Here is a 26964-nt window from a genome sequence, read left to right as displayed (position 1 = left end):
AGTATTTACAACATAACTACATACCCAAAATTCAGGTAAGGAAAACATCATTTCAAAGAAAAGTTAGGAGGATTCTATCCAATTTCTAATTATATACTGATTTTATTCGTCAAATTTTATATATATCCTGCTGTAATATTAAGTACATTCATAATAATATGCAAGAAGAGTCATCCTCTGTATTACTTAATTTGGGGCATGTTATTTCGACAAAAAAAACACGATTCCCACCGTCGCAGGAATCGTGCCATCTAAAAACATCAAGAATGATTTGTATTATAATAACGCCCGGTTTAACGGGAAAAATTTTCTCTAAAACTCAATGAGGCCTAAACTAATTTGCAAAGCTTCATTGACCTTTTGCATCATTGGTTCGTCAAGATGCGTAATTTTATCAGTTAATCGCTGCTTATCAATTGTCCGGATCTGTTCTAATAAAATGACGGAATCCCGCTCGAATCCGTACTTTTTTGCATTAATCTCAACATGCGTAGGCAATTTCGCTTTTTGAATTTGAGCTGTAATGGCTGCCACGATCACAGTCGGACTAAAGCGATTACCAATATCGTTTTGTAAAATTAGTACCGGACGGGTTCCACCCTGCTCTGAACCGACTACCGGGGAAAGGTCTGCGAAGTATACGTCACCACGCTTAACAACAATCAATGGCTCAGCCTCCGCTAACTAATCGTTCAACGCAATGACCAGCCTCGAATTCAGCCTGGAAGGCTTCAGAAGCAATCGTTAAATTAATGGCCGCCATTTCAATATAACCGCGTTTCATCGATTCACGAAACTCTTTCTTTTTACGTTCGCGAAGATACATTTTTGTGGCACGATAAATAAATTCACTGCGATTTACATTTTCTTCACTCGCATACCCATCTAACTCTGTTAAAAAATTTTGAGGTAATCGAATTAATATCTCTCTTGTTGCGCTGGATTCAGACACAAACATACACCTCCACCATCACTACACACCTTTATTATATATCCTTTTCAATATTACCATTAAAATGCCTATCTGCAAAGAGTATATTCTATTCTCAATCCTATTATCAGCATAATAAAGGAAATCTTATTCACAATCTTAGGATTTATTTACAATCCTGTCATTCCAAGATGAAGTTACGTACATGTTTCAACTGATTATCTTTAATATATATGCGGGGCACTCTTGCACCTATCATACATGTTACCTCATAATTGATCGTTTCCAGCTTTGCCGCTATCTCATCAACAGTAATCGATTCATCACCATCATTCCCGATGAGTGTGACCTCTGTTCCTACAGGGAATGGTCCAGGTAGCTTGATCATGCATTGATCCATGCAAATCCTGCCGACAATCGGTACTCTGCTTCCATCCACAAGAACTTCCTGACCTTGCAGTTTACGGATCCAGCCGTCAGCATAACCGATTGGCAAAGTCCCAATCCATTCATCACCTTCAGCCGTATAAGTTGCCCCATAACTAACGCTTTCACCCTTAGCAAGCTGTTTAACCGCGACCATCTTCGTTCTTAAAGATATAGCCTGTCTTAAGGGAAATGGCAATATCGGCTGCATTTCCATGGAAGGGCTCAAACCATACATGGAAATCCCCATTCTTATTGCATTCCATTCAGGATCGGTAAACCTTAAAGAAGCTGCACTATTGGCTGCATGAATATATTCTGGCTTTCTAATCAATGCGGAAAGCATCCCTTTAAATGAAGCAAGCTGCTTTTCATAAAAGTCAGTATTCAATTCATCTGCCGTCGCGAAATGTGTGAATATCCCTTGGAAGTTGAAACACGCCTCCTGCTTAAGCAAACTTTCCACTTTCAGGAGTTGACCTTCATCACGAATGCCAATTCTCCCCATGCCGCTATCCACTTTCACATGAACTTGCAGAACTTGTCCCGGTTTCAATAAATCCTTTGCCTTCTCCAACCACGCTACATCGAAAACCGTCACGGAAATCCCATACTCGGCAGCAAGCGCTGCACTTTCAGGCCTCGATGCCCCAAGTACAAGAATTGGAGCCAATATTCCCTTTTTCCGTAAAGCAAGTGCCTCATCCAAAAAAGCGACACTTAAAAAATCAGCCCCCGCTTCAAGTGCCGTTTTAGCCACTTCATAGTCCCCGTGGCCATAAGCATTCGCTTTAACGACAGCGAAAAGACTAACGCCATTTCCCAGTCTTTTTTTCAATGAAGAGATATTTTCAAAAATATTATCCAAATTTACTTCTGCCCACGTATCTCGATGAAATATTTTCGTTTCCAAGCCCATTTCCTTCTTTCCTGCACTCACAGTAAGATTCTTCCCAGTAGCGAAGTTTTCGTTTCATTATAGGACCATTCTATAACCAACTGATAGAAAGATAAAGTGCTTTTTCACCTTGAATCTAATTTTCCAGCTTGCCAACCCATACCAAATGGAAGGATCTAAAATGTCAACAAGCTGCTTCCCCGCCTATCCTTCCCAGAAGAAGTCTTCATGAGGAGACGGGAAACATCAGCTTGTTATGTAATCCTATTTGACTGGATTTCCCCCAACAGAACGGGCGACTTCTATCATCTCTTCCTGTTTCAAGTCCTTTGATGCAAGCATATAATCCACACCTTCAAAAGTCCATGCAATCGTATTTCCTGTCATGGCTCCGACTGTATAACCCAAATCAACCGGCTCTCCATTTACATTCGTCGAAACGGAAGTTTGGACTACCTCAGCTTTTTCCTGAACCAATGTAAAACTTTTTGTACCCTCATAGGTCAAAACGACACGTTCTCCCTTTTCCGTTGCAATTTCTTTTTCTTCCGTTAAGTTCATATCACCAATATTTTCTGGGTATTTCACCGCAAACCCTTCTTTTTGGACTTCTGCCATAACAGGTGCTTCAAGTTGTGCACTTGTCATGTTTTTCTTCATATCGAATGAATCTTTATCAAAAGTCGTATCGAATTTCACTTTTGAAAATTCAACAAGGACTAATGCGGTCTTATCGGGGTCCATGACTTTTACACTGACTGGAGATAAATCCTTTTTGTTTATAGTAATCTCTTGAAATGGCAACATTTTATTGTTTTGGTAGCGCGTTTTCGTTTCAAAGACATAATGTTTATCCGTTTCTTTATATGTCGCACTTTTATCTTCCGTAATGTCTTTCACCAACGACTCGAACAAATAAGCCTGACTGCTGTTCTCCGGCCACTCGCTTTGAAATTTAAAGCTTTTATTCAAAGCAGGCGTCAAAACATATACACCATCATCATTTTTCAAAATCATCTGGCTTTGATCCTTCTCTTCATTTTTAAGATTTACGCGGTAAAAAGAAGGGTCCTTATGCCAAATCTCCACATTATACACTTGAGGTTCCGTCCCCATCTTTAATGTCATCTTCGCGTTAGCTTTATATCCTTTCATTTCGCCAAGCTTCTCATTCAATTCACTCACTACGTCACCCTGTGATTTTTGGCCGCAAGCAGAAAGAGCAAGCAAGAGCATGATCCCTGCAAAAAGCATTAACATCTTCTTCATCTTTTCAACCCCTTTTTGTCATTTGAACGTAAAAGGGAGAGGAAAAGGCAGGATCCGGACATTGGCTCGACTGATGTCTTAGTTTCCTCGGTATTTCAGCCACGGACCAGTTCGATCCGGGCTAAAAACTTTTCGAGAGCACCTACTCTGCCATGTACCTTTTACCGGGCCTTGTCTCCCTATAGCACTAAATGTATATGAGACAACCTTAAGGTTTATGACCCGATTGGACAAAACTCAATTCACCCTTTCAATTACGACCTGAGCCACAGCATAATCCCTGCTGTGGCTAATCGAAAGATGGACCCCTTCAGAAAACGGCTTTGAAATCACTGGCTTTCCTTTTTCATCCGATGTGATTTCGATATCCAAAAAGGACAAGTGCTTACCGATCCCCGTACCATACGCTTTGGAAAAAGCTTCCTTTGCTGCAAAACGTCCAGCAAAATACTCGACCTTCCTTCTTCCATTTAACTTTTCGAAAATCGAGATTTCCTTTTCTGTCAATATACGTTCCTTTAAACGGGGTTGCCGATTAATCAGTGTTTCCATTCTATCCAACTCAGTAATGTCTACGCCTATACCTTTAATCACTTTGACACCTCTTCTATTAAAGTAATAAGTTGCATATCATTAGGAGGACTCTTTTACCTGAAAATGATAATATTGTATCTAATTATAAAAATAATAAGGAGGAATTTATGTTTACAAGAACAGAAGGCTTCCGCGAATACGCCAATTCATATCGAGCTGTGACTGTGCTCATACTCATTATGATGATTGTTTTCGTTCTCATCCTTTTCCCCATATTTCCCGGCAATGTACTCTTTTATTACGGCACAGGTGTAAACTTATACATCTCCGATGGACAATGGTGGCGTTTGATCACCCCCATCTTTCTACATAGCACGTTTACACATTTACTGTTTAATGGGTTCTCACTTGCCATCTTTGGTCCATTCCTGGAGAAATCCCTTGGATCCATAAAGTTTTCAATCTTCTTTTTAACAACCGGAATCCTTGCTAATATCGCAACCTTCCTGATTAAACCACTGACATATAACCACGTAGGTGCCAGCGGTGCAATTTTTGGTTTACTCGGTTTCTTCCTTTACCTTGTACTGTTTAATAAAACAAATTTTACAAATAACGAAAGAAATACAGTATATACACTGACCGGAATTGCCATTATCATGACATTCATCCAACCACAGATTAACGTTGTCGGTCATTTGGCCGGTCTTGCAACCGGCGTTTTAACAGCTCCATTATACTTGAGAAAAAAATGGTAGGACAAACAGCCGACTCTTTACTTTCAATCATTGGAGTCGACTGCTTTTTTTGGCAAATACCATGATTTAATTATTAGGCAATCCTTTTCTTCTACATCCACAACCATGCCGACCCTGGAAGTAACTCCAGATTTAATCGATGCTGAAATCGTAGCTAATTCTTTTCGATTCTGAAACCAACTTTTTTTATACGTGATTGATTGAATTCTGCTTCTCTGCATGATCAATGTTTGCTTTGAGAAAAAACGGCTGCTCAATAGCAACAAATTCCCTTCGATACTCCACCCTGCATCTCTATATTGCATGTAACCCCAAAAGATCGCCAACGGTACAATCAAAAAGGAAAGTAAACCCCAAGGTCTGACAAACCATACCAAAGCTCCGATTATCGGGATGATGTATAGAACCTTGCGAAACACATACCGGGAAAGCGCATGCTTAGGGATCGGCTTCATCTCAGTGGTTGTTTGAAAAACAGGTAAAATTTCCAGGATTTTTTCAGGTAATTGCACCTTCTTGATCAAAGGGAACAACATGATGGATAGACTTTCTTTATCTTCCATGCTGCCTCCTGCATATTCAAGATAAACCGTCGCCAATCCCAATGGCTTTCGAACGAAATTCTCCATGATCCGGATACCTTGTATTTTATGGATAGGGATTGTCAGCTGTCTTTTCTCGAGAAGCCCTCTGGAAATAACGATTTCATCATCCGTTTTTATCACTGTAAAAGAAGCATATTTAATTACCATACTTAATGTAGCCAGTACATAAACCACCAATAAGGCCACAAGGCCAAGCACGGACAGAATAATGGTTCCCATTCCAATGAAATCTTCATAATCCTTAAATATCCGTTCAAAAGGAATCATTTCATCAAACTGGGAAATAAAAGCGATTCCTCCAGATAAAAAGACACCTACCGCCCCAGAAGTGGCAGCCATAACGAATAATTGCGGCAGTGTCTGTTTAAAAACGGAAGCCGGTTTTGCTGCATCTTCATAACCCGCCACTTCATCTTTATCCTTATCAAGAGGGTTATTCGTATTTTTGTTTTTTTCCTCGCTTATAAAAGCATTGATCCGCTGGGCATCACTTTTTCTTATGGCTGATAATACAGCATCGGCCTGAGATCCGCCTGCGGTTTCAATATTCACCTTCACCAGCCTGAATATCCTCTGGATGATACCCTCTGATATATCAATGCTATGGATTCGATCAAACTTTATATACCGTTTCTTCCTTACGAATACTCCGGACTCAATTCTGAATTCGCCCTCTTCTATGCGATATGTAAAACGAAACCATTGTAGGAATGCAATAACTATCAGAAAAAGTATAATAACGGAAATGACTAGCGGCTGAATCCAGCCAGGAATCCCTTCATTCTTCCCAGGAATAACGATTACTAATAAAAAAGGGATAACTAACTCCTTGATTGATTTAATAATGTTAAGCAATACAGCTATGGGGTGAAGCCTTTTAGGTTCAGACATCTTCTTCCTCCACACTCGCCATTCTGGAAATATAGTGCCGCAGTTCATCTGCCTCTTCAAGGTCCAGGGCAGGTATGACATGAAGGGTCGCGGCAGTGGAAATTTCAACGGAAGCTAAATCATATTTTCTTAATAATGGTCCTTGCTTCGTTTCAACATGCTGAACCCTAATCATCGGTATGAGTGTTCTTTTAATGACAAAAATACCACTTTGGATATCAATTTCCGTATCCTTTACTTCGTAACGCCATCTCTTCCATTTCACCGAAGGAATGAGAAAAATGGATAGATAGGATTGGATTATCGAAATTATGGTCAATGCTCCAAATATCCAATATGTCCAATCAAAAATGATTGTAAGCACGAGTACGGCAATGCTTATAATCCAAGTTATTGAACAGCTTATAAGACCACTGATTTTCCATACGGTCAAGGCCCTATTCGATATGCGATTTTCGGGTTCCATGGTTTCTCCTCTTCCGTCAAGGTATTTTTGAATGAATCTTCATCATCCATCCTTCACTTTCATCCATTATACTATAATTAAATGCTGGGATTTAACCACTTTTCAAACAAAGTCTTTGAACAGTTCACCCAAAAACCGCAACTCATTTGGAAACCATGGAATATGGAGATGCACATAAAAAAATGCCGCTCAATTGAGCGGCATTTCAAATTCAATTAAATCTTATTTGATTTTTCTCTTTTTTGGCTCGTGCTACGGTTTCCGTAACCATTCGATTTACGGTTCGTGCTTGGGCGTTTACTTGCCCCGCTACCGTAATCTTTTCTGCCTGAAGAACTGCGGCCATTGCGCTGTCTGTTACTAGAACTGCTTCCTCCGCGATTACGACGCATTGGAGATGGAGACTCTTCCGTTAACTTGATTGGCGTTTGATCCGGTTCTTTTGTCATTGATTTAAGCATAGCTGCCACTAAATCCGCCGCGCTATGTTTTTGTAGTAATTCTTCCGCTTGACCAAGGTATAATGATAAATCATCATTCTCGATTGTAGTAAGGATTTTTTCCGTTACTGCTTTTTGTTGACCTTCCAACGCTTCAGTCAACGTTGGAGTCTTAAGTTTCTCCATACGTTTTTTCGTTGTATGTTCAACCGCATGCAGTTGGCCTCTTTCCCTTGGTGTTACAAACGTAATGGCAATACCGTGTTTACCCGCACGTCCTGTACGTCCAATACGGTGAACGTAGCTTTCCGGATCTTGAGGGATATCAAAGTTGTATACGTGAGTTACGCCGGAAATATCAAGTCCACGTGCAGCCACATCAGTAGCGACAAGTACATCGATGTTTCCTTCTTTGAATTTTTTCAAAACGGAAAGACGTTTTGCCTGACTAAGGTCACCATGAATGCCTTCAGCCATATAACCGCGGATATTCAATGCAGAAGCCAATTCATCCACACGGCGTTTCGTACGTCCGAAGACGATGGCAAGATCCGGTGTTTGAATATCGAAAAGACGTGCCAGTGTATCGAACTTTTCACTTTCTTTTAACTCCAAGTAATATTGTTCGATACGATCCACTGTCATTTCTTTCGCTTTTACACGAACAAGAACGGGTTCACGCATGAATCTTTCAGCAATTTTACGGATTGGATCAGGCATTGTAGCTGAGAAAAGCAATGTTTGCCTTTCGTCAGGAACCGTTGAAAGGATCAATTCGATATCCTCAATGAATCCCATGTTAAGCATTTCATCCGCTTCATCAAGAACTACAGTGTGAACTCCGCCCAATTTAATATTTTTACGTTTGATATGATCTAAAAGACGACCAGGTGTACCAACGATAATATGTGGTTTTTTCTTTAAAGCACGGATTTGACGGTCAATATCTTGTCCACCATAAACCGCTAATACACGAGCGCGTTTTCCGTAACCAAGTTTGAAAAGTTCTTCAGAAACTTGAATGGCAAGCTCACGTGTAGGTGCAATAACAATCCCTTGCACGTTTTCGTTATTAATATCGATGTTTTCCATCAATGGGATACCGAATGCTGCGGTTTTACCTGTTCCTGTTTGCGCTTGACCAATGATATCTTTACCTTCAAGTGCTAGTGGTATCGTTTGGGATTGAATCGGGCTCGCTTCTTCAAAACCCATTTTTTCTATTGATTTCATAGACGTTCTATCTAATCCTAATTCGCTAAACAATGTCAATGTTTTCGTACTCCTTTTTATATCGTAAATTTACACGTGCATTCATGAATCATGCACAGATGTTTTTGTTCAAATCCTCATCATCATGACGGATGTTCTACTTTATCTCTTATGAAAAAGTTTATCATTATCACCTAAAAGTATGTCTGCCTTTTAGTTCAAATGAACTCAATATGATTTTTTAAAAAGGAAATATACCAGCACGAACATTCACTGGCATTTTTAACTTCGCGCACGTGTAAACTTATCATTAACATACGCTCATCTTTTTAAAAGTACATGTAACCAAAATTAAATTCAATATGGAAAATTAAAAGTAGCATAAACGGGTGTTTCACCGTTTTATTCAGGTGAGGGCTGCTGCACCTATTATTCATCAGACTTAAAAAGACTGTATGAACAAAACTTGACGAGAGCCAAGATTCTTATACAAAACAGGCCCGGTGCGTTGAGGATTTGCAGAAGTGGAAAAGCGCTAATATGCGGCTTGATTCCCTAATAGCTACTAAAGCCGCCAAGAGATGCAGCTTTTATATATGACCAGACGCGCGGCCTATTTAATCTAAAATAATCTCAAGAATGAACTCATGAAACATGTAAGAACATACAATTTTGTTGCCTCAACCTGATTAATCTAAATAATCATCAATGATAAGACATTTAAACTCATACTTCATATTACCATTTTCAAACTGTTATTGCAATAAAGGATATCTCCCCATTCATGGTTACTAAAAACTTTAGATCGTTTCAAAAATAGGAAAATTGGTATATTCCTACATGGAAATGGCTGTCTTGATACGTTTGAGAAAGAATATAGCATGTTCATTCAATGTGCCATTTAATAAAGGGTTAAAATGTTCCGATTGATTTTTATTTTTCCTTTAGAGATGCTACATCGTCTGATTCTAGGATTACCGTAGTTACTATATCCATTTATGAGTAAATGGATTCTTAAAATTGGAGCGGAAATATTAAATGATTTTACAAAACGAACATCTATTTATATACATGATATGTGTTTTAATGAAATAGTTTCAACAATCCTATTGCAGGAGGTTTTATTCAAAAAAATTGGGTACCTTCCACGTTTACTCCCATTGAAAAAGATAGGGCTTACTACCAATCCCCTTTACATTTCCAGGTATATAAGATCATCTAAAGTTCGAAATTTCCATTAATTCACCCGAAAATTATAGTAAATCAGCCTAAATGCAGTATGATTGACCTATCAACAAATTAATGGGGGGTTATATGAATATATACACAATAGATGTTCCTTTATGTAAGGATTTTGGTCTGATGTTAGAGTCACTGAACAAGAAAGTCACTTTTTTGGAGGATCCACTCAATCAAAGTCATCTATTCCAGGATTCAACGGACTTAATGCAATCATTATTTATTTTACCTTTACACATATCAAAAGATTCTTGGCAGCAAACCTCGTTGTTCGCCTTAGCTGAATCTCATGATATCCCTATCTTATTTATTTACAAACGTACTAAAGGAATGAGGCCCCCTCCGGCGTTGCCAAAAAGGACCTTTTATGAAACCATGGCAGTCCCTGCCGATTCAGTAGAAGTCAGGATTAAATTAAAATCACTCCAAAACATCAGCATGCAACTGTTTTCAGCAAAAATGAAGGGGCATGAGCTTGAAAAGATTAACCAGAAATCAGCAAGGAGCCTGCGAATTGCAAAGGACTTTCAACTTTCAGGTTTACCTTTATCGATCAATAAAGCAGATATAGAGGTCAAAGGTCTTTCCCAGCCTTCCAGTGAGCTGTCGGGGGATTTATTTTATTGGACGGAAGTTGATGACAGGACATACGGCTTCATAATGATCGATGTATGGGGAAAGGGCATTCATACAGCACTTATTAACATGTACATACGCACATTGATGCCTGAGCTTATCAAACGTGTAAAAGACCCCATTTTTATAACGGAGGAACTGAACAAACATATGCAGGATCTATTTCAAGGAGTTAAAAGGGAAAATAAAAACCATGTTTGTTATAAAGCCTTCATTGCATACGTGAATACAAAGGATAGACTCATCGAATATGTGAACTGCGGGCTTCCTTCAGCCTTTTTGTATTCCCCATGCACCAATCAACTCCTCAATTTAAATGAAGGGTCTAACCCAATAGGACTAATTCCTGAAATGCCCATTAAAAAAATAGTATTTCATTATGAACCAGGAAGCCGTTTCATCATCTATACAGATGGACTCTCTAAAACGCCGGTACCTTCTGCCATTGACAGATCTGACAATATTGAGATGGACTTCATCGAAAATGTCCATCTCGATACACATGACCTTCTTAAGGAGCTTTTGGTTTCAAGGATGAGGCATTCAGTTATTAACGATGATATCTGCATTATTGCCGGGACACTTTTTTAAATACGATAAAAAAGGCCGTTTCATAGAAACGGCCTTCAGACTATAGACTAACTCGATAATAATTGAGTTTGTCTGTATTCCTTTTTAGGTTTTTAAATTTTAACCGTTCTCACATAAAGGGAATTCCAAAAGGGGTTCTGAATTTTTAATTCCGAACCCCTTTTCTACTGAAGCCGTTTAAAAAAGAAACGGCTTTTCTACTCTTTTTTATTTTTGCAAGGCTTGAACGACTTCCTCCAGCTTCATGCCCCTAGAAGCTTTAACGAGAATGATATCATTCACCTGTGTTGACGATTTAAGTTCCTCAATAAGCTTCTGCTTATCTTGAAAAGGACGAACCTTCTCTGATGAAAAAGCCTTGCTCGCTCCCTTGGCAATAAACTCAGCCAAAGGACCATACGTGAAGATCTTATCAATCCGCTCACTTGAAATCAATTCACCAATTTTCAAATGAAAGTCTTTTTCCTGTGGCCCTAACTCCAACATATCTCCCAGTACAAGTATCTTTTTCTCAAAACCAGATAATCCCTCAATCAGCTCTATAGCGGCCTTAACTGAAGTTGGACTGGCATTATACGCATCATTGATGATTTTCTGCCCTTTTGCACCCTCGACCAATTCCATCCTCATATTAGTTAACTGAATGGTTAACAGACCTTTACGGATCGCCGAATCATCTACATGGAATTCTTTAGCCACCAAGATGGCCGCCAATGCATTAAGAACATTATGTTGGCCTAAAACAGGTATCTCATAGTCGATTTCCTTTTCATCAGATGCGATTGTAAACGTTGTACTGTCTGACCCTTGGTTAATGGTCTGCGGAAATAAATCATTTTGTTCTGTACGTCCAAAAGATATTACGTTTAAATCAGGAAAATCCTTTTTGATTCCACTGCGAAGCAATGGTTCATCACCATGATATATGAGCGTTCCATCTTCCGCCAAACCTTCGACAATTTCCAGCTTCGCATTCGCTATTTCCTCGCGTGATCCTAAATCCAATAAATGTGATTCACCGATATTGGTAATGATCGCTACATCTGGCTTTGCCATTTTGGATAAGAACTCGATTTCACCGCGGCTGCTCATTCCCATTTCCAAAACAGCGGCTTCAGTATCCTCTTCCATAGAAAGCACCGTTAGTGGTAAACCTAGATGATTATTGAAGTTACCATTGGTTTTATGAACTTTATAGGTAGTCGCCAGCAATGCAGCCGTCATATCTTTCGTAGTCGTCTTACCGTTACTGCCTGTTATCCCAATGACTTTTATATTCAATTGCTCACGGTAAGCACGCGCTAATTGCTGAAGTGCTTTTTCGGTATTTTCAACAATGACTATCGGTAAATCATTAGGGGGATTCGGAACATCCCTTTGCCAAAAAGAAGCCGACGCTCCTTGCGCTATAGCTTGCTTGACATACTGATGGCCGTCAACCTGCCCACCCTTAAGAGGAATGAACAAACAACCTTCCTTAACCGTTCTTGAATCGATGGTAACCCCATTGATCCCTATGGTCTGGAATGGAGTGATATCATTCAATCCATTTGCCATTTCATGTACTTGTTTTAACGTTCTCTTTATCATTTTGCTCCTCCTACATTCATCGAACCGGTAACCGCTCTCTTCTTCCATTAACCAAACGAAGCAGAAACCAGTGTTAATCGCACCGGCTCCTGCTGATTGGATCCATCAAATCAATTTTTGAAGGATTGTGAAGTTTACTGATACATTACCTGCATGGTCAAACTGTATATTTAATTTGTTGTTTTTCTTGATGACGTTCCAAGGCAAGTTTCACGAGTTTTTCAATTAATGTTGGATAGTCGACACCTGTGTGTTTCCACAATAACGGAAACATGCTGAATGGAGTGAACCCAGGCATTGTATTCACTTCATTAATATAGATTTGGCCCTCTTCCGTCAAGAAGAAATCAGCTCGAACCAATCCAGAGCAATCCAATGACTTAAAGGCCGTAATGGCCATTTCGGATAAAGCTGCATACTCGCTTTCCTTTATCTCCGCTGGGATGACCATTGCGGAATTACCGTCAACGTATTTTGCTGAATAATCATAGAAGGCAAAATCTTTCTTAGGGATGATTTCCCCTGCCACTGAACAAGACGGGTCATCATTACCAAGGATGCCAAACTCGAGTTCACGAGCTATTACCCCTTCTTCAATGATGATCTTCCTATCGAATTGAAAAGCTTCCACTACCGCTTTTTCCAATTCATCAGCATCATTACATTTGCTGATACCGACACTCGAGCCTAAGTTAGCGGGTTTGACAAAGCATGGGTACCCCAATTCATCCGCTACCTTTTTAATGGCGCTTTCAGTATTTTTCTCCCATTCAGAACGAATGAACCAAGTATATTTAACTTGTGGTAGTCCCGCCTGGGCAAAAATATTTTTCATGATAACCTTATCCATTCCAGCTGATGAGGCTAAAACGCCATTACCCACATAAGGAAGATTCAATAGTTCCAGCATCCCTTGCACGGTTCCATCTTCTCCATTTGGTCCGTGAAGCAATGGGAAAATTACGTCATACCCTGTTGATTCACTATTTTCATCAGTTGAATGCGCTTGTAAGGCAAGAGGCGAGCTCGATTTTTCCGGTGAAAAAGTCAAAGCCTCCACACTCTCAGCAGGTCCTGTCAACTTCGGTCCATTAATCCATGAACCCTCTTTTGTTATGTAAATCGGATATATATCAAACTTTGCTAAATCGAGAGCTTTAATGACTGCTAAAGCCGTCTGCATAGAAACTTCATGCTCCGCAGATTTTCCACCATAAAGCAAACCAAGTTTAGTTTTCATGAGTATTACCCTCCAATATTCTTTTAACCATGTTCATTGTATCATTTTACACTAAAACGGATAAAGCGAAACTTCCATCATTGATGCTTTTCCAATGATGGTTAGTTGAGCCAATCGGGCATTTACAGGCTGTTGGCCCACCACATTTCTTTTTCATTACATTTGCCATCCGTTCCCTTACAGCCTGTTAATGCGGGGTAAAGCGAAACTTCCATCATTGATGCTTTTCCAATGATTACTACAAACAAGTGGAACACAGGTTAAATTCGCCACGTCCTGTGGCAACACCTGTGCTAGCACATCCTGTGCATCGCAATCGGGCATTTACAGGCTGTTGGCCCACCACATTTCTTTTTCATTACATTTGCCATCCGTTCCCTTACAGCCTGTTAATGCGGGGTAAAGCGAAACTTCCATCATTGATGCTTTTCCAATGATTACTACAAACAAGTGGAACACAGGTTAAATTCGCCACGTCCTGTGGCAACACCTGTGCTAGCACATCCTGTGCGTCGCAATCGGGCATTTACAGGCTGTTGGCCACCACATTTCTTTTTCATTACATTTGCCCATTCGCTTCCCTTACAGCCTGTTAATGCGGGGTAAAGCGAAACTTCCATCATTGATGCTTTTCCAATGATTACTACAAACAAGTGGAACACAGGTTAAATTCGCCACGTCCTGTGGCAACACCTGTGCTAGCACATCCTGTGCATCGCAATCGGGCATTTACAGGCTGTTGGCCCACCACTTTTCTTTTTCATTACATTTGCCCATTCGCTTCCCTTACAGCCTGTTAATGCGGGGTAAAGCGAAACTTCCATAATTGTCTCTTTTCCAATGATTATAGGCCAACCCACTTCAGTGCGTCGTCCTCTCTAATCTTTTATGCATGAAATAGTAAGTCTTAAACCTAAAATATTCCAGGAGTTTAATAATCCAATCCACCAATCTGGAAGTTAGGATAATCAGGATAATTATTTATTTTTTATAATGCTTTCCCATACTTTTTCTTTTCGATTGAACGTAATAAAGACATCCGGCTCCTTAATATTTCTATCCGAAAAGTCATCATGCATCTCATCCATATTTAAATAATCCCCTACGACCCATGCCGGTATCTCAATCTTCGTTCTTGAGTACTTAACATGCCGAAAGGAAAAAATGAGCCCCTCTGCCAGAATATGAGCCAAAGAAGAAATCATTTCTGGAGGGATGGCCGTCAGTTCTCTTTTCTTTCTGATTCCAAGCCACGACCTCTCCACTTTTAATGGCTCCAGCTTTAACGGAATCAGGCTTCCTAACATCATATAATATGTCGAAAGAGAACGAAAATAAATTTTATTGAACCAGCCGTCATCCTGGGCAAGGTACACAAATTGATTATTCAATTTACGGTAAAATGGAGGTTCCAGATGGGTTTTTGCATGCCCTAAATATAAGAGTTCCGCTATTTCCCTGCCATCCAATTCATCCAGCCCTTCAGCTTCTTCAAAATCAATCCAACAGAAATCTCCATATGCCCGGACATTTTCTTTAACGAGCTTCGCAATATCCTCAGATGAAGCGCTCTCAAGCAGGACATTCAAATTGTATTCCCCACCATCGAATTGATGTTTCAATAATAAAATGGAATCCATGGTATATGGCAGCGAATAAACAAATTCGCGGAAATTGAGTCCATTAAAAAGGACAAACCGTTCAGAAGCCTGCATATGCATATATAAGATATCATTGTTATCACTCTTCATAACCTGATCCCCTCCGAGCTCTCAATCAATAATGTTATTTTATCAAACTTTTGGGTTTTCACGTAAGTTATATAACCCAGAATATTAATCATCATCAGCATCGTCTATATAATGTGAAACCCGTCTCTATATTCACCTATAAGGTCAAGGAACGAGTTCGACAATATCAAATATCTATATTATAGAAAAAATTAAAATTTGGAGGAATTGACGATGGATAAAATTGAAAAAGGTTTTATCAATAATTCTTTACATGAGGCCGCTTCACTTTATGCTGATGCAACAAAAAATTTTGATCTTTGGCAATCAGAAAAATATGCATTCGAAAAATATTTATATCAGGATGATACAATCCTTGATATTGGCTGTGGAACTGGAAGATCCACATTTGCACTGTATAAAAAAGGATTTCAAAGTATAACGGGATTCGATATAACACCTGCCATGCTTCATGAAACCGAAAAAATATCGTACGAATATAACCGATATACCCTTTATCCTTGGCGATGCAACGAAACTCCCTTTCAACAATTCATCATTCGATAAAGCAATCTTCGCTTTTAATGGTTTAATGAAAATTCCCCAGCGAAAAAACCGTACATTAGCTTTAAAAGAAATCAATCGTATTTTAAAACCAGAAGGCATTTTCATTTTCACAACACACGACCGTGATAAAAACGAATATTATATGAATTTCTGGGAACAAGAGGAAATTATTTGGTGTGAAGGTAAACAAGATGAGAGGCTTTATGAGTTTGGGGATATTTTCACATTCGGAAAGACACCTCAAAAAGATACTTACCTCCATATCCCAACACAACTTGAAGTACTTGATGGCCTTGAAGAAGCAGGGTTTACAGTCATCGAGACCTTTTACAGAAGTGAATTATTCCATGAAAGCGATGATGTAAACGTTTTCCCTTCTGATTGCCGCTTCTGGATGTTCAAAAATAAGGTACATTTTTTAAAATTCAAAAAAAAATCCAGAGTGGCATATCACTCTGGATTTTTTGCATTAAGAAACTTGTTCTAGTTCTTTATCGGAAGGAGGGTTGAATTGACCTTCCCATTTAGAGATGACGATTGCTGCAAGTGAATTACCAATAACGTTTACTACTGTACGTCCCATATCAAGAATACGGTCGATACCAGCAATAAATGCTAGACCTTCAATAGGAATACCAACTGTTCCTAATGTCGCTAAAAGAACTACGAAAGATACACCTGGTACACCAGCAATCCCCTTAGACGTGATCATTAACACTAGCATTAGCGTAATTTGCTCATACGCGCTTAAATCAATTCCGTACATTTGAGCGATGAAGATAGCTGCTAACGCTTGGTATAATGTAGAACCATCAAGGTTAAAAGAGTATCCAGTCGGAATAACAAATGTAGCAATATGTTTCGGACATCCCGCTTTCTCCATTTTTTCCATGATTTTCGGAAGAACAGCTTCTGAACTTGCTGTAGAGAACGCAAGAATCAATTCTTCTTTTAGAAGTTTAATCAACGTAAAGATATTGAATCCTACAAATTTCGCAATAAGACCCAGAATGACAATTACAAAGAAAATCATTGTTCCGTATACAGAAAGCGCTAACTTACCTAACGGAATTAAAGATTCCAGACCGAACTTGGAGATGGTCACACCGATTAGTGCAAATACCCCGATTGGAGCGAATTTCATGACCATATTTGTTAGGTAAAACATTCCTTCAGCTGTTCCTTGGAAGAAACGGAATACTGGTTTACCTTTTTCACCGATAGCCGCAATACTAAGCCCAAACAATACGGAGAAGAAAATGATCGCTAGCATATCGCCTTCTACCATAGCTTTAACTGGATTGGATGGCACAATGTGAACAAGTGTATCTACAAACGACTCATGCTGCTTAGTTTCTGCTGTATCAACATAAGTGGAGATATCAGTTTGTTCCAGATTATTCATATTTACACCAGCACCAGGCTGAATGATATTCGCGGAAATTAAACCAACAGCAATCGCAATCATAGTTACCACAACAAAGTATGATAGTGATTTAGCACCTAGTTTACCTACTGCTTTCAAATCACCTACACCCGCAACAGCAACGATAAGGCTTGATACAATGATTGGCACAACAATCATTTTAATCATTCGTAGGAAAATGTCACCGAATGGCTGTAAAAAGTTTTGAGCTGTCTCATTACCATAAAAAATGGCACCCACGATAATTCCTAGAATTAAACCAATGAAAATTTGGCTAGCTAAACTTAATTTAAATTTCTTCATATACTTTCCTCACCTTCCATAAAGTCTTTGATGCAAAAACATTTTGTCTCGGTAAGGGAAACAAGATACTAATAAAAGAAAGTAATTTTTCTTTTTTTGAAAAACTCTGTCTTTACGCCGAAAAAAAAGACACTTCATGTGTCGATTTCTTATTGGCGTGAATATTCACACATGTTCCCTTAAAGACGCTGACGAGGTTAGCTGTCGGGTTAGGAATTGGAAACACAAATGCCCTTTCATTTCTGAATTCACCCCTAGCGGATAATAAAATCCACAATAATGGGTCCCCCGTTCTTGGAATAAGATTAAGCGAGTTAACTTATAATAAAATATTATACTAAAAATGTTAATCTGTAAATATTTATTCGCATTCATTCTTGAAAAAACCTTAAAACATGTCTGAATATTCTGCCTTAATGACTATTGTACCTATAATTCCATTGCCCGATTTTATACATATAAGTTATATGGATATATAAATAATACCAAATTGCACCTCTCTTCTTATTAAAGAAGCAGTTATTTTTCCAAAATGCCAAGTAACAGATATCTTACTTTTTCCCTAGAGGTGAATTTCTTATAAGTTTTAGTTTTCACTTTTTCAAATTGAATTGGAGTAATAAAATAAGAATGGTTCTTCACTACCCTATTCGGTTCTAATAGGATGACGTCACCTACGGACGGTCCCTTTATGAGTTCTTGCTTTCCTTCAGCTTTAAGTCCTTTTGTGATGTAGTGTTTATCCACAAAGCCTTTTTTAGTCAACTTGTAGACATGCGGCTGTTTTTTGTAATGGACTGCCTCTATAGGAATGGAGGGTACACCCGCTTTCTCATTGGTTATTACAGTAAGATTGACTTTGGATCCCACCAACAAAGGTTCGGTTTCTTCACCTTCAGGTTCGATTAAAGCCTGAAATGGAAATCTGTTATCTTTTTTTATGGACGGCTCTTCTGCCGGATAGGAATGGATACGGCCAATCTTTCCTTTCAAAGTCTTTTTTGAGTCAGAAGAACTTGCTTTTATAGTCATGCCCACTTCAGCCTTTTTCATCTCCTCTTCGGAGAAATCACCTTCAATTGCCATATTTGTCGAAACAATGGATATAATGGGATTATTCAGGTTTTCATTGATATTCTTAACTACACCATCAGCCTCACTCGTCGTCACAATCGCGCTGGACTGCTCCTCAATAGACCTTAATTTAGCATCAAGCATTTTAACTTTTTCATTCAAACTGTTTTTTTCGAGTTCCTGCTTGTACAATTCTTGCTCAATATTACTTTTAATAAGGTCTGAAGAGCTTGTTGTTATATCGATATTCAAGTTTCTTTCCACTGAATCATCAATGACCGCCTTATCGGGATCACGGGTCAATGTCCCTTGATAAGACCTCAACTTCCCTAAGTATTGGTCAATCCCTACAATTTCTCCCTCAGCGGCAGCTTTCTCCGATTCTACATTCGCTTTAAGCGCATCAAGTTCGGTTGCCGTATACTCAAACAACGAGGAGCCAGCCGTTACCACATCACCTTCTTTTACAAGGAATTTCTTAAAATCATTCTTCTTGGTATCGAAATAGATATCATACTCTTCCAAAGGTTTAATTACACCATTCGTTTGAATGGTATCCGTAATTGTATCTTTTTTTACCATTGTCCAGTTTTCCACGAAAACAGTTCGTTCCACTTTGCTTTCCTTTTTTTCAATAAGGTATAAGTTAACGGTTATCAAAACAGTCGACGCAATAGAGACCGCTGCTATTTTCCATTTCCCGCTCATTCTTTTCACCCCGCCTTATACAAATACGCCCACTTGGATATATGCTAAAAAGGCTTTAACAAACCAAGTGGCCAGATAGAATAGAACAATCATTAAAAAGATCAAATAATTATTTCGTTCTGAAAATTCCTTTAAATAAAAATATTGCAGGGCAATAATAAGAAATTGAAAAATGGTGATTTCGCTGAAAAAGTGAATAAAGTAATCACTTCTGAGAAAATACTGACTGATGATTCCTAAAGAAAAAGGATTGGCATCGTTGCCTATATCCATTAATACGAATAGAGGAATCAATAATATTTTTTCCACCAATTGCAAACCAAAAATGATCATTTGAACGATGACTATTTTTATGTACGGGATATCCGTAACGATCCAAAAGAATAGAGCTGATAAAAATATGTATATGGAAGGGTGGATTATGCCTGCTATTATATTGCCGCTCAATATCAGCAACTTTCCTGCTTCAAATTCATTAACACCCATCTTCGTGATTTCTTTTGAAAATGATTCAGATCCAATGCCAAAATACCCCTCAATAGCAAATACTAAAAGACTAAGAAGATATAAAAATAGTAATTTCCAACCAAGTCGTGTGACTGCCTCTGCATTTTGCAGCTGATAACGACTCCGATTAGGCTCTAAAATGCCCTTTAACAATCTGACCTGGTACACCATATGTGTTCCTCCTGCAAAAAATGATATATCACCCTATATTTTATCTTATTTTGGAAACAAATGCAGAAATAAGGAATGATTGAAACAAAAAAAACACATAATCCTTACCCTCTATAATTAATCTCCCTCTAATTGGGAATTAATACTGATAAATGATGGTCAAGGACTTTAATTCGAGTAGGTGTTTGGCTATAGTTCTCTCCATCCATATCCACATCAAGTGGCCTCTTGGATTCAATAGTCAGGGTACTGGCCTGCACATATGTCACTCCAGCTTCCGAGCTCAGATTTTCTGTCCATGAACGTTTCATCGCTATTATTTCCAAAAATGCACCAAGGTTTGCGTTCTCCAAGATGGCAACGCCAAAGAGCCCATCGTCTGGACTAACCATGGGAAACGGCAATAAATTAGTACCGATAAAACATCCATTCAAGACCAAAATCATGATTGCTTTCCCTTCAATTAAATTCCCATCATATTCAAGTTTATAGGGAAAGGGGGCACTATCACCAATCGTCCTTACCGCACTTAATAAATACCCTATCTTTCCGAATCTGTTTTTTTCCTGCTCATCAATATTGCTTGAAGCTTCAGAAATAAGTCCAACTCCCCAAAAATTAGAAAAATAATCGTTATTGGCCTGCCCGATATCAATTGAACGAACCTTGCCATTTACTATTGCTTCTGCAGCTTGACGAACATTTTGAGGAATATTCAATGTTCTGGAGAAGTCATTGCAAGTCCCTCCAGGTAAAATCCCAAGTAATGGCCGCTTCTCCAGCGGTGAAAGGCCGTTTACACACTCATGTACAGTTCCATCCCCTCCTAATACGAAAACTACATCCATGTCTTCACCATATTCCGAGCAAAAACGAGATGCATCGCCTTTTTCCTTCGTTTGTAGAATGAGGAACTCATCAATATGAGGAGCTATAACTGGAAGACATGCCTCAAGATTCCTTTCGAGTTTACCATTTCCAGCATTTTTGTTATAAATCAGCATTCCCTTTTTCCATCTCATGATCTAGCCCCCCATATTAATGAAAGAATTATCTTCTTCCTGCTACTTATACTTTTCCCTAACCCCCGCTTTTGAAACTCAATCATTATCAAATGGAAAAATTCATATGGCTTGAAATCTAAGTCATATCAAAAGTAAAAAGAGGCTATACGCCCCTTTTCAGTAAAGCCTTCATATATTCGTCAAATATTCCTTCATCGTCAAGATAAGCTTTGAACATAAGTGACTTCTTTTTTCATTTTTTTCCAAAAATAACAAAAGACTTTCCAAGATAATGGGACTTGGCCTCACTTTCGAAAACTCTTCTTGGATCACCTTTAGAGCTTCCGTATATTTATTTGTTTCCATTCCTTCTTCCTTACGTGTTTCCACTTCAAGCATCCTGCTTATGATTGAATGGATTTCCTCTTTTGGGCTCAAATCCCTCAGTGAGCATTCGTGTAAAGGAAATTGTTTCAATAATGGATCATCCATGATCTGCAGGCTTGCGATAATCGAATCCATCCGATTCAAAATGAAGTTAGGTAACAATTCCACTTCGAAAGCATTTTTTTTCCTGATTAATATTCCGATATATCCTTTGAAAAGTGAATCTAACATTATTGTGCAATCCGGCAGAAGGTCAGCCGAAAGTCCTGGGTATAACTCAATGATTTTACGCTTGAACCAAATCATGCCCTCTTCATGGATATAATGTAAAAATCTATCTAGTTCTTTGCTGATATGAATCATTTGTTCCTGCATCATCATTTTGATTAAGTTGGTATTTCCCGTCACATGCTCAATATGAACAGTGATTTGCCTTAAAAACTTATCTTTACTTGATAATGAAGCATCCAGCTCAAGGTCAAGTAAAGAGTCCGTCAACGCTTCATAATAATATTTAAAAATGGAGACTAATAATTCTTCCTTCGATTTAAAATAATTATAAAAAGACCCCTTTGCTATCCCACATTTTTCAGCAATTTCCTGAACGGATGTAGCATGATAGCCTTTCTCCGCGAAAAGCTCTACAGACTTATCTATGATCATCTTATGTTTTTCATTCATCAAATTCATCCTATCTCTTAAAGATTGTTCACTTATGACCGCTCAGTCACTTCTTCCAAATTGTATCCCAAAACCCTTGGAATCACAACGATAAAACTCACGAATATTATCTGTTGCAATCATAATCCATATACTATATATTTGAGTTTATGACCGACTAGTCACAATTTTAAGTATGGAGGGTACAAGTTTGAATTCAATAATTAAATTTTCCTTAAAGAATAAATTGGCAATCTGGTTACTTACGATCATCATCGTTGGAGCGGGTTTATACTCCGGTTTAAACATGAAACAAGAAACCATTCCAAACATCTCGACTCCTTTAATAAGCATCTCCACTGTATACCCCGGAGCTGCACCTGAAGAAGTGGCAGATAAACTCACAGACCAGATAGAGCAGAAAGTCACGAATTTATCAGGAGTCGAATTAGTCAGTTCGTCTTCCATGGCTAATGTGTCTTCCATCCAATTACAATACGATTATGATACTAATATGGATGACGCTGTAAAAGAAGTGAAAGAAGCATTAGAGAAATTAGAATTGCCTGAAGGAGTGGATGACCCAAGCGTATCCAAATTGGAATTAAACGCTTTTCCTGTTGTTGCACTTAGTGTAACAGATAAGGATTCGGATTTACCTGCCCTTACTAAAAATGTCGAAGAAGTGTTAGTACCTAAACTTGAAGGAGTTGACGGCGTAACATCCGTATCAATTTCCGGACAACAAGTATATGAAGGCAGTCTTATATTCGATCAAGAAAAGATGGCTCAATACGGGCTCGATGAAGACACCGTAAAGAAGGTAATCCAGGCAGCAAACGTCAACATGCCACTTGGTATATATAACTTTGATGATAAAGAAAAAACGATCGTTGTGGATGGAAACATCTCCACATTAAAAGACTTGAAAAATATAAAGATACCTTTAACGGGTGGCTCTAAAACAGGAACGCCAACACAAACCGTACCTGAAACCAATCAATTATCTCCTGAAATGGCACCGGCTACTGCCCAACTGCAAAATGTCAAATTATCAGACATTGCCGATGTTAAAATCACCGGTAAGGCTGAGTCGATATCAAGAACAAATGGTAGCGAATCGATTGGAATCCAGGTTACAAGATCACCTGATGCCGATACAGTTGCGATCGTTGACGAAGTAAATAAAGAAGTTTCGAATTTCAAAGAAGAATTTAAAGGCGTAAGTGTACATACTACGCTTGATCAAGCCAAACCGATCAAAGATTCTGTTGAAACCATGATCAGCAAGGCACTCTTCGGCTGTCTGTTTGCCGTCATTGTTATCATGCTGTTCCTTAGGAACTTTAAAACGACTCTCATTTCCGTCATTTCGATTCCACTATCCCTGTTAGCAGCCCTTTTGGTGCTCAAACAAATGGATATTTCATTGAATGTCATGACACTGGGGGCCATGACCGTTGCCATTGGCCGAGTCGTCGATGACTCCATCGTCGTCATTGAAAATATTTACAGGAGAATGGCTTTAAAAGGCGAACAATTAAAAGGCGGCGAATTAATACGATCAGCCACTAAGGAAATGTTCATCCCTATCCTTTCATCGACAATCGTTACTGTAGCGGTATACCTGCCTTTAGCAAGCGTTACAGGACCTGTCGGGGAACTATTCATGCCATTCGCCTTAACAATGGTGTTTGCATTAGTCGCTTCATTAATAATCGCCATCACACTTGTTCCGGCAATGGCAGACTCATTATTTAAAAAGGGACTATCTGAAAAGGAATTAAAATCACATGAAGAAAAACCAAGTAACCTATCTGCATTCTACCGAAAAGCACTGGATTGGTCATTAAGCCATAAGTTAATCACTTTCGGTACTGCCATTGTATTATTGGTCGGGAGCTTATTCCTAATTCCAAGCATCGGTGTCAGCTTCATGCCTGCAGATGAAGAAAAAACGATTATCGTTACTTACACCCCAGCACCTGGCGAATTAAAAGAGGATATTGAAAAGCAAACAGAAAAAGTAGAAAAATATTTCATGGATAAAGATGATGTGAAGACCGTTCAATACACACTAGGGGAAAACATGATGGGCGGCATGATGGGTGGATCGAGTAACTCAGCTCTCTTCTATGTACTCTATGATGAAGACACCGAAAATTTCGGGGACAAAAAAGAAAAGGTCATAAAAGATTTAACTGACCTTGATTCACCTGGAACATGGAAACAACAAGAATTCACGTCAACAGCAAGCAACGAAACCACTCTATTTGTTTACGGAAATACACAAAAAGACATTGAACCGGTAATCGATGATATTCAAAATATCATGAAGAAAAATAAAGATTTAAAAGATGTTGATACAAGTCTTTCCGATGCTTATGAGCAATATACTCTAGTTGCAGATCAGGAAAAGCTAAGTGATCTTGGAATGACAGCTGCACAAATTGGTATGTCCATTGCTAATACGAATAAAGATGATGCTTTAACTACAATTAAGAAAGATGGAGAAGAAGTCAAAGTATATGTCGAAACGGAAAAAACGACATTCGAAGATAAAAAAGACCTAGAAAATACGAAAATTTCTTCTCCAATGGGAATGGAAATCCCATTGAAAGAGCTTGTGAAAATCGAAGAGGGCAAAGCGTCCGATACAATTAGCCGTCGCGATGGAAAAATTTATGCCGACGTGTCTGCAACAATCAAATCGGATGATGTAGCAGCAGTAACAGCTGAAGTACAAAAGGAAGTTGAGAAATTAGACCTACCTGCAAGCGTCTCTGTAGACTACGGCGGAGTAACGGAAGATATCCAAGAGTCATTCACTCAACTTGGAATCGCTATGTTAGCAGCCATTGCTATCGTTTACTTTGTCCTAGTCGTTACTTTCCATGGTGGTTTAGCCCCAATAGCCATTCTTTTCTCATTACCATTCACGGTAATTGGTGCATTGGCAGGCCTATTCGTTGCAGGTGAGACCATCAGCGTTTCCGCAATGATGGGTGTCCTGATGCTTATTGGTATCGTCGTAACCAATGCCATCGTATTGGTCGACCGCGTTATCAAAAATGAAGAATCAGGCTTATCTACCCGGGAAGCTTTACTCGAAGCAGGAACCACCCGCCTACGTCCAATCCTGATGACTGCCCTAGCCACAATCGGTGCTTTAATACCATTGGCCATCGGTGCAGAAGGCAGTGGATTAATATCACAGGGTCTTGGAATTACCGTTATCGGCGGACTGGTGAGCTCTACATTGCTAACACTTGTAATAGTACCTGTTGTATATGAAGTTATCATGAAAAAAGGTAAAAAGAAGAAAAAAACAAGTAAATAAAGAAGAAACAGAAAGAGGGCATCCTTTTATGGGGATGCCCTCTTTCTGCTCTCAATCCAACAAGAATACCTTGAACCTTTCTTTCCACACTCATTTTCATTATCTTATTAAATCCAACTTCCTTAAGCTCATAATGCTTCTGGGAGTCTTTAGACGGGCTTCAATTCTTTCTTTAACCCTACCCCCCGCCTGATAAGGCAAAACTGTCCCATTCGTTATTTCCAAGGAAATTCATTTGTTTTTAACACCCTATTTTTATATAAACAAAAAAAGGAAAGAACTAGCCTTCCTTTTTAATTTCTATAGATTAGTGTTTGGTGAAGGTCTGGTCGATTGCATTTTCCAGATCCAGCGATTTTTCTTTTAAATAACGCTTCGTTACGTTTAAATCTTTATGACCGGCAAGCTTGGATATCGTTTGTATATCTATTCCATTATCCACTAACCTTTGGCAAAAGGTATGGCGAAGTTTATGTGGATGCACATTGTATTTTTTTAATATATATTGAACTGACCTCGGAGTGATCCTTTGATTATAACTTGAGATGAATAACGGATCTGCCTTTTCTTTTAAAGAATAAAGATAATTTTTCACATGTTGTATAGACGATAGTGTAAGGGGAACGGATCTATCGATTTCACCTTTTGCGTTCCTGACAAGAATATAATTTCGCTCTGTTTCCATGATGACGTCCCGACCATTTAAGTCACATAATTCAGATACACGGATTCCAGTATGTAACAAAAGGTAGACGATGGCAATGTTCCTTAGATTTCCTTCTGCTTCTATATCTCTTAACAGGATTTGCTGCTCTTTCATGCTTAAAGTTTCAGGTACCTCAAGCTTGTGCTCTTTAACCTTACGTTCCACAGAAAGCATTACTTGTGGTTTACCTAAAAATTTAAAGAATACATTTAGAGCGATATAGTGTTTTTCGATTGTCCCTGGACTTTTCTTGCAATTTTCTAAATAATCAAGATAATCCTGAACATCTTCAGAATGAATCTCCATCAATATCTTTTGTGTCTGGTCACAAAACTGTGAAAGGACACCAGTATACGTTTTGATCGTATTAGCTGATTTACCTTGGTCTCTCAACCATTCAGCAAACGAAAAAATCATTTCATCTTTAGCAGAGGTATCCATCGGCTATTCCCCCAATGACAGTTTCAGAACTACGTTAAGTTTAACATATATCCCTACAGAAACGAAGAATTCTGTCCCTTTGTCTTAAACAGATATGGATTATACAAATAGAAAGTAGGAATTATTTTTTATAAATAACAGGGATGCATTTATAGTATGTTCTACCATATTTACTATCCATATACTATATTACTTTCTTTATGCTCTTTACGAG

At 38.7% G+C, this 26964-nt stretch carries 22 protein-coding genes and 1 riboswitch; of the genes, 5 read left to right on the top strand and 17 right to left on the bottom strand.

Going from position 1 to position 26964, the window contains the following annotated elements; translation table 11 throughout:
• Positions 1-312: 312 nt before the first annotated feature.
• The 5 genes from ABIE66_RS01395 to acpS all read right to left on the bottom strand — a co-directional run bounded on the left by ABIE66_RS01395 (position 313) and on the right by acpS (position 4118).
• Entirely contained in the window at positions 313-663 is a 351-nt protein-coding gene (locus ABIE66_RS01395; RefSeq protein WP_034306610.1) for a type II toxin-antitoxin system PemK/MazF family toxin, read from the bottom strand.
• 7 nt (positions 664-670) lie between these two features.
• The gene (locus ABIE66_RS01390) at positions 671-952 is read right to left on the bottom strand and encodes a CopG family ribbon-helix-helix protein (RefSeq protein WP_034306380.1); all 282 of its coding nucleotides are present in this window, start codon (positions 950-952) and stop codon (positions 671-673) included.
• 160 nt (positions 953-1112) lie between these two features.
• Entirely contained in the window at positions 1113-2276 is a 1164-nt protein-coding gene (gene alr, locus ABIE66_RS01385) for an alanine racemase (protein WP_370016962.1), read from the bottom strand.
• A 243-nt stretch (positions 2277-2519) separates the two neighbouring features.
• Positions 2520-3524, bottom strand: a complete 1005-nt coding sequence (locus ABIE66_RS01380) for a LolA family protein (RefSeq protein WP_370013648.1) — start codon at positions 3522-3524, stop codon at positions 2520-2522.
• A gap of 237 nt (positions 3525-3761) precedes the next feature.
• Entirely contained in the window at positions 3762-4118 is a 357-nt protein-coding gene (acpS, locus tag ABIE66_RS01375) for a holo-ACP synthase (RefSeq protein WP_289333676.1), read from the bottom strand.
• A gap of 107 nt (positions 4119-4225) precedes the next feature.
• Here acpS and ABIE66_RS01370 point away from each other — a divergent pair, with 107 nt between their 5' ends.
• Positions 4226-4816, top strand: coding sequence for a rhomboid family intramembrane serine protease (locus ABIE66_RS01370; RefSeq protein WP_370013647.1), 591 nt, complete (start codon positions 4226-4228; stop codon positions 4814-4816).
• A gap of 23 nt (positions 4817-4839) precedes the next feature.
• Here ABIE66_RS01370 and ABIE66_RS01365 read toward each other — a convergent pair whose 3' ends face one another.
• From ABIE66_RS01365 to cshA, 3 genes are all read right to left on the bottom strand, one after another.
• Complete coding sequence (locus ABIE66_RS01365; RefSeq protein WP_370013646.1) at positions 4840-6312, bottom strand: PH domain-containing protein; 1473 nt, start codon at positions 6310-6312, stop codon at positions 4840-4842.
• A complete protein-coding gene (locus ABIE66_RS01360; RefSeq protein ID WP_370013645.1) occupies positions 6305-6778 on the bottom strand; it encodes a PH domain-containing protein in 474 nt (157 codons plus the stop codon). The genes ABIE66_RS01365 and ABIE66_RS01360 overlap by 8 nt, the downstream gene beginning before the upstream one ends.
• Positions 6779-6993: 215 nt before the next feature.
• Complete coding sequence (gene cshA / locus ABIE66_RS01355) at positions 6994-8490, bottom strand: degradosome RNA helicase CshA (protein ID WP_370013644.1); 1497 nt, start codon at positions 8488-8490, stop codon at positions 6994-6996.
• Positions 8491-9744: 1254 nt separating this feature from the next.
• Here cshA and ABIE66_RS01350 point away from each other — a divergent pair.
• Complete coding sequence (locus tag ABIE66_RS01350; protein ID WP_370013643.1) at positions 9745-10896, top strand: PP2C family protein-serine/threonine phosphatase; 1152 nt, start codon at positions 9745-9747, stop codon at positions 10894-10896.
• A gap of 207 nt (positions 10897-11103) precedes the next feature.
• On the opposite strand, the gene ABIE66_RS01345 is transcribed toward ABIE66_RS01350, so the two are convergent.
• From ABIE66_RS01345 to ABIE66_RS01335, 3 genes are all read right to left on the bottom strand, one after another.
• Positions 11104-12486, bottom strand: coding sequence for a UDP-N-acetylmuramoyl-tripeptide--D-alanyl-D-alanine ligase (locus tag ABIE66_RS01345; RefSeq protein WP_370013642.1), 1383 nt, complete (start codon positions 12484-12486; stop codon positions 11104-11106).
• A 157-nt stretch (positions 12487-12643) separates the two neighbouring features.
• Complete coding sequence (locus ABIE66_RS01340) at positions 12644-13726, bottom strand: D-alanine--D-alanine ligase (RefSeq protein WP_289318747.1); 1083 nt, start codon at positions 13724-13726, stop codon at positions 12644-12646.
• 977 nt (positions 13727-14703) lie between these two features.
• Positions 14704-15477 carry a hypothetical protein gene (locus tag ABIE66_RS01335; RefSeq protein WP_370013641.1) on the bottom strand — a complete coding sequence of 258 codons (774 nt, stop codon included), beginning with the start codon at positions 15475-15477 and terminating at the stop codon, positions 14704-14706.
• Positions 15478-15690: 213 nt separating this feature from the next.
• Between ABIE66_RS01335 and ABIE66_RS01330 the strand changes: the two genes are divergently transcribed.
• Positions 15691-16023, top strand: coding sequence for a class I SAM-dependent methyltransferase (locus tag ABIE66_RS01330; protein WP_370013640.1), 333 nt, complete (start codon positions 15691-15693; stop codon positions 16021-16023).
• Positions 15929-16510, top strand: a complete 582-nt coding sequence (locus ABIE66_RS01325) for a class I SAM-dependent methyltransferase (protein WP_370013639.1) — start codon at positions 15929-15931, stop codon at positions 16508-16510. Before ABIE66_RS01330 ends, ABIE66_RS01325 begins: the two co-directional genes overlap by 95 nt.
• Here ABIE66_RS01325 and ABIE66_RS01320 read toward each other — a convergent pair.
• The 5 genes from ABIE66_RS01320 to ABIE66_RS01300 all read right to left on the bottom strand — a co-directional run bounded on the left by ABIE66_RS01320 (position 16493) and on the right by ABIE66_RS01300 (position 22284).
• Complete coding sequence (locus ABIE66_RS01320; protein WP_289323408.1) at positions 16493-17752, bottom strand: cation:dicarboxylate symporter family transporter; 1260 nt, start codon at positions 17750-17752, stop codon at positions 16493-16495. The two genes, ABIE66_RS01325 and ABIE66_RS01320, sit on opposite strands and share 18 nt — an antisense overlap.
• Positions 17753-17923: 171 nt before the next feature.
• Positions 17924-18074, bottom strand: a riboswitch (cyclic di-AMP (ydaO/yuaA leader).
• Positions 18075-18271: 197 nt separating this feature from the next.
• Positions 18272-19534 (bottom strand): efflux RND transporter periplasmic adaptor subunit, encoded by a 1263-nt coding sequence (locus tag ABIE66_RS01315; protein ID WP_370013638.1) that lies wholly within the window; start codon positions 19532-19534, stop codon positions 18272-18274.
• Between the two features lie 15 nt (positions 19535-19549).
• A complete protein-coding gene (locus ABIE66_RS01310) occupies positions 19550-20212 on the bottom strand; it encodes a hypothetical protein (RefSeq protein ID WP_289318742.1) in 663 nt (220 codons plus the stop codon).
• Between the two features lie 128 nt (positions 20213-20340).
• Entirely contained in the window at positions 20341-21234 is an 894-nt protein-coding gene (locus ABIE66_RS01305) for a YegS/Rv2252/BmrU family lipid kinase (RefSeq protein ID WP_370013637.1), read from the bottom strand.
• Between the two features lie 171 nt (positions 21235-21405).
• Entirely contained in the window at positions 21406-22284 is an 879-nt protein-coding gene (locus ABIE66_RS01300) for a TetR/AcrR family transcriptional regulator (RefSeq protein ID WP_370013636.1), read from the bottom strand.
• Between the two features lie 190 nt (positions 22285-22474).
• Here ABIE66_RS01300 and ABIE66_RS01295 point away from each other — a divergent pair, with 190 nt between their 5' ends.
• Positions 22475-25603 carry an efflux RND transporter permease subunit gene (locus ABIE66_RS01295; protein WP_370013635.1) on the top strand — a complete coding sequence of 1043 codons (3129 nt, stop codon included), beginning with the start codon at positions 22475-22477 and terminating at the stop codon, positions 25601-25603.
• Between the two features lie 307 nt (positions 25604-25910).
• Here the strand turns inward: ABIE66_RS01295 and ABIE66_RS01290 are convergent, their stop codons facing one another.
• Entirely contained in the window at positions 25911-26750 is an 840-nt protein-coding gene (locus ABIE66_RS01290) for a tyrosine-type recombinase/integrase (RefSeq protein WP_289318738.1), read from the bottom strand.
• Positions 26751-26964: the final 214 nt, after the last annotated feature.

The organism is Peribacillus sp. B2I2 (assembly GCF_041261685.1).
Lineage (GTDB): Bacteria > Bacillota > Bacilli > Bacillales > DSM-1321 > Peribacillus.
The sequence above is the reverse complement of the archived record's forward strand: the minus strand, read 5'-3'. Positions and strand labels throughout refer to the sequence as shown.

Coding starts and splice junctions, on each gene's coding strand:
- ABIE66_RS01365 (WP_370013646.1), bottom strand. CDS start 6,312: ATGTCTGAACCTAAAAGGCTTCACCCCATAGCTGTATTGCTTAACATT.
- ABIE66_RS01340 (WP_289318747.1), bottom strand. CDS start 13,726: ATGAAAACTAAACTTGGTTTGCTTTATGGTGGAAAATCTGCGGAGCAT.
- alr (WP_370016962.1), bottom strand. CDS start 2,276: ATGGGCTTGGAAACGAAAATATTTCATCGAGATACGTGGGCAGAAGTA.
- ABIE66_RS01350 (WP_370013643.1), top strand. CDS start 9,745: ATGAATATATACACAATAGATGTTCCTTTATGTAAGGATTTTGGTCTG.
- ABIE66_RS01320 (WP_289323408.1), bottom strand. CDS start 17,752: ATGAAGAAATTTAAATTAAGTTTAGCTAGCCAAATTTTCATTGGTTTA.
- ABIE66_RS01300 (WP_370013636.1), bottom strand. CDS start 22,284: ATGAATGAAAAACATAAGATGATCATAGATAAGTCTGTAGAGCTTTTC.
- ABIE66_RS01370 (WP_370013647.1), top strand. CDS start 4,226: ATGTTTACAAGAACAGAAGGCTTCCGCGAATACGCCAATTCATATCGA.
- ABIE66_RS01345 (WP_370013642.1), bottom strand. CDS start 12,486: ATGATAAAGAGAACGTTAAAACAAGTACATGAAATGGCAAATGGATTG.
- ABIE66_RS01290 (WP_289318738.1), bottom strand. CDS start 26,750: ATGGATACCTCTGCTAAAGATGAAATGATTTTTTCGTTTGCTGAATGG.
- ABIE66_RS01360 (WP_370013645.1), bottom strand. CDS start 6,778: ATGGAACCCGAAAATCGCATATCGAATAGGGCCTTGACCGTATGGAAA.
- ABIE66_RS01325 (WP_370013639.1), top strand. CDS start 15,929: ATGAAACCGAAAAAATATCGTACGAATATAACCGATATACCCTTTATC.
- ABIE66_RS01380 (WP_370013648.1), bottom strand. CDS start 3,524: ATGAAGAAGATGTTAATGCTTTTTGCAGGGATCATGCTCTTGCTTGCT.
- ABIE66_RS01335 (WP_370013641.1), bottom strand. CDS start 15,477: ATGAAGAGTGATAACAATGATATCTTATATATGCATATGCAGGCTTCT.
- ABIE66_RS01330 (WP_370013640.1), top strand. CDS start 15,691: ATGGATAAAATTGAAAAAGGTTTTATCAATAATTCTTTACATGAGGCC.
- ABIE66_RS01305 (WP_370013637.1), bottom strand. CDS start 21,234: ATGAGATGGAAAAAGGGAATGCTGATTTATAACAAAAATGCTGGAAAT.
- ABIE66_RS01310 (WP_289318742.1), bottom strand. CDS start 20,212: ATGGTGTACCAGGTCAGATTGTTAAAGGGCATTTTAGAGCCTAATCGG.
- ABIE66_RS01315 (WP_370013638.1), bottom strand. CDS start 19,534: ATGAGCGGGAAATGGAAAATAGCAGCGGTCTCTATTGCGTCGACTGTT.